At 69.7% G+C, this 3,352-nt stretch carries 2 protein-coding genes; both read left to right on the top strand.

All coding sequences use genetic code 11. The annotated features are described in order from the left end of the window. The first annotated feature begins 485 nt into the window (after positions 1 to 485). Positions 486 to 785: a hypothetical protein gene (locus tag ACIBEC_RS22265; RefSeq protein WP_396288595.1), complete on the top strand. Its 300-nt coding sequence runs from the start codon at positions 486 to 488 to the stop codon at positions 783 to 785. Between the two features lie 363 nt (positions 786 to 1,148). Continuing rightward, positions 1,149 to 3,209, top strand: a complete 2,061-nt coding sequence (gene ligA, locus ACIBEC_RS22260) for an NAD-dependent DNA ligase LigA (protein WP_396288593.1) — start codon at positions 1,149 to 1,151, stop codon at positions 3,207 to 3,209. Positions 3,210 to 3,352 lie beyond the last annotated feature (143 nt).

The raw sequence follows: 3,352 nt of genomic DNA, 5'->3' as shown, positions 1-3,352 counted from the left end.
GCCCCCCGCTTTTTTTGTTTTTGTGTGTGTTTGGTGTTGTGGGGGGGGGGGGGGGGGGCGGGGGGGGGGGCGGCCCCCCCGCCGCCCCCCCCCCCCCCCCCTCCGCCCCCGCCCGAAACGGAGCACCCCCATGGCCATCAACACGACGCCGCCGCCCGCCATCGCCACCCTGGTCCCCGATTCCGAAGGGCACGGAAAGGTGCTGCGGATCGTCTACGCCCACCACCTGGACGGCGAGTCCTTGGCCTTCCAGCTCTTCCACCGATTCGTCCACCGCATGCAGGCGGGGACACCGCTCCCCGACGAGATCACCCGCTCCGAGGTGATGGCCCTCCTCGGTGAACAGGGCGCCGACTGCGCCGAGGGCTGGCACTCCTCGGCGAACGAGGCCACCGAGGAAGCCTCGAACGAGGCATGGCAGTGGGTCCGGGATCAGGTCAACCGCCTGTTCCCCTCTGTCCTGGAAGGTCGAGCCCGACCGGCGCATGAACCTGCCCGGGATCGACGCCGACCAGGTCGCGGACATCGTCATCCGGGCGCGCCCCCTGGCGTCGGACGTGACCCGCCCGGCCACCATGTTCGACCCGGCGCTCACCTACTACGCAGACGGAACGCACCTGGCCATGCGCGCCAGGGGAACCGAACGGCTTGGGCACGCCTTCGGCATGGCGGACGGCACCCCCTACGCCTTCCAGGCTGTGCGTTGGGAGGACGGTGGCGCCGACCTCATCGCCCCCCACGTGCTGCACCGCGTCGAAACCCGGGCCGAGGGCGACACGGTCTAGGAAATTGCAGGTGCCGGGCCTCGGAATACCCCGCCTTCTGAGGCTCTTTGGGCTCCGCCGGCTACCGGGTCATCCCGACGAGCCGACCAGCTGACCGAAGCAGGAAGGCCCGGTCCGGGGCTGGGGCGAACCCATCCCCATCTCAAGATTGTTGTCTCTTCAGTTTTCTATGTGTATAGTGGTTGTTGTGAGGGCGGGGCATCGCCCCCAACACAAAGCCACTCCCGAAGGAGCCGCTTCGCGCGGCTCGCCCTGGCCGTGCACTCCCCTCGACGGCCGGGGCCGGCGAGGCCCGGACCCCCTGTCCGGGCCTCGCCCCCTTTCGTCCGACCACTGTCAGACCCTTACGAGAGGATCACCCTCATGACGACTCTTCCCGCCGCTCAGGCGCTGTCCGCCGCATCCAGCCGCACCGAGTACGAGGCCGCGCTCCAGCTTCTGCGCGACGCCTCGCGGACGTACTACGGCGACGGCGACAGCGTCCTGGACGACGTCTCGTACGACCAGCTTCGGCGGTCCGTACAGGCATGGGAGCAGGAGCACCCCGCCGAGGTCTCCCCGGATTCGCCTACCGGTCTCGTCGCCGACGGGGCCGCGCCCGTCGGCGACGTCGCGCACACCACCCGCCTCCTGAGCCTGGACAACGTCTTTGACGCCGAGGGCCTGGTGGCATGGGGCGTGTCGGTCGAGCGCCGGCTGGGACGCTCGCCGAAGGGCGGGTTCACCGTCGAGCCGAAGATCGACGGCGCTGCCGTGGCCGCCCGGTACCGCAGCGGCCGTCTGGTGCAGATCATCACGCGCGGGGACGGCAGTCACGGCGAGGACATCAGCCACGTAATCGGCCAGATCGACGGTCTCCCTGAGCAGCTGACCGAGCCGGTCACCATCGAGGTCCGCGGCGAGGTCGCGTTTACGCAGGCCCAGTTCGAGACGGCGAACGAGGTCCGGGCCGCGCACAACGCCCAGGTCTTCGCCAACCCCCGCAACGGCACGGCCGGCACGCTCAGGGCGAAGGACCGGCCGTACCGTCTCCGGATGACGTTCTGGGCCTACGGCGCGGTCGAGCTGGACGCGGTCGCGTACCTGCCCGCCGGGGCCACCCATGCGGAAACCCTCGCGGCCGTGGCCGCCGTCGGCATCCAGACCACCGCGGACTCCCCGGCAGGGCTCCATGTCGTCGCGGATCTCGCCGCAGCACAGGAGCGGGTGGATGCGATCGCCGCCATGCGTGCGGAGCTGCCCGTCGGGATCGACGGCGTGGTGATCAAGATGAACGACGCGGCGGAGCAGGCGGCGGCCGGATTCGGCTCCCGCTTCCCTCACTGGGCCATCGCGGTAAAGCTCGCGGCGGTCGAGCGGCAGACCGTGCTGGAAGACGTCGTGTGGCAGGTCGGCCGCACCGGGGTCCTCGCACCGACCGCGATCCTCACCCCGGTCGAGATCGACGGCTCCACCGTCACCCGGGCCACGCTGCACAACCCCGCTGACATCCGCCGTCGGGACCTCCACATCGGCGACACCGTGACGGTCTACAAGGCCGGCGACATCATCCCCCGCGTGCAGGGGGCCGTGGTCCAGCTGCGGCCGGCGGGGGCGCTGGAGGTCCCGCTGCCCGAGGTCTGCCCCAACTGCGGCGGAAAGATCAACAAAGCGCAGGAGAGGTGGCGTTGCGCGCAGGGCAGCGCGTGCGCGCTTCCGGCGCTGATCCAGTACGCCGCCGGACGCGACATGCTCGACATCGACGGCCTCGGCCCGGCGTACGTGGCGGCCCTGGTCGCGTCCGGTGACGTCGCCGATGTCGCCGATCTGTTCACCCTGACCGCCGAGCAGCTCACGGCAGCGTCCGGAAGCGCCAAGCTGGCCGCCAAGCTCGCCGAACAGATCGAGGCCGCCAAGGCACTCCCCCTCAGCCGGGTCTTCTGCGCCCTGGGCATCCTCGGCACCGGGCGCAGCATGTCCCGCCGCATCGCCCGGCACTTCGGCAAGATGGAAGACATCCGTCAGGCCGACGCAGCCGCATTGCAGGACGTCGAGGGCATCGGTCCCGAGAAGGCCCCGGTCATCGTCGAGCAGGTCGCCGCGCTGGCACCGGTCATCGACAAGCTGATCGCCGCGGGCGTCAACATGGAAGAGCAGGAGACGTCGGCGAGCGAGGGTGCAGGGCCGCTGACGGGCAAGGTCGTGGTGGTCACCGGCAAAATGACCGGGGTGCTGGCGGCCTACGCGAGGTCCGAGATGAACTCGCTGATCGAGAGGGCCGGCGGGCGCGCGGGCAGCAGCGTCAACGCCAAGACGTCCATCCTTGTCGCGGCGCCGTCCGCCGGTGGCAAGCCGAGTTCGAAGGCGGTCAAGGCGGCCGAACTCGGCGTCGAGGTTCGCACGCCGGAAGACTTCGCCGAAATGGTCGCCGACTACCTGGCCTGACCGGAGGGTGCGAAGTGGCGGGGGGGGCGGGGGGGGGGCGCCCCCCCCCCCCCGGGGGCCAACCCCGGCCCCCCCCAAAAAAATTTTGGGTTGTTTTTTTTTAAATTTTTTTTTTTAAAAAAAACAAATAGAAAAAAACACCC

The sequence above is a fragment of the Kitasatospora sp. NPDC051164 genome (assembly GCF_044455625.1).
Classification (GTDB): domain Bacteria; phylum Actinomycetota; class Actinomycetes; order Streptomycetales; family Streptomycetaceae; genus Kitasatospora.
This window is presented reverse-complemented; position numbering and strand designations above follow the sequence as displayed.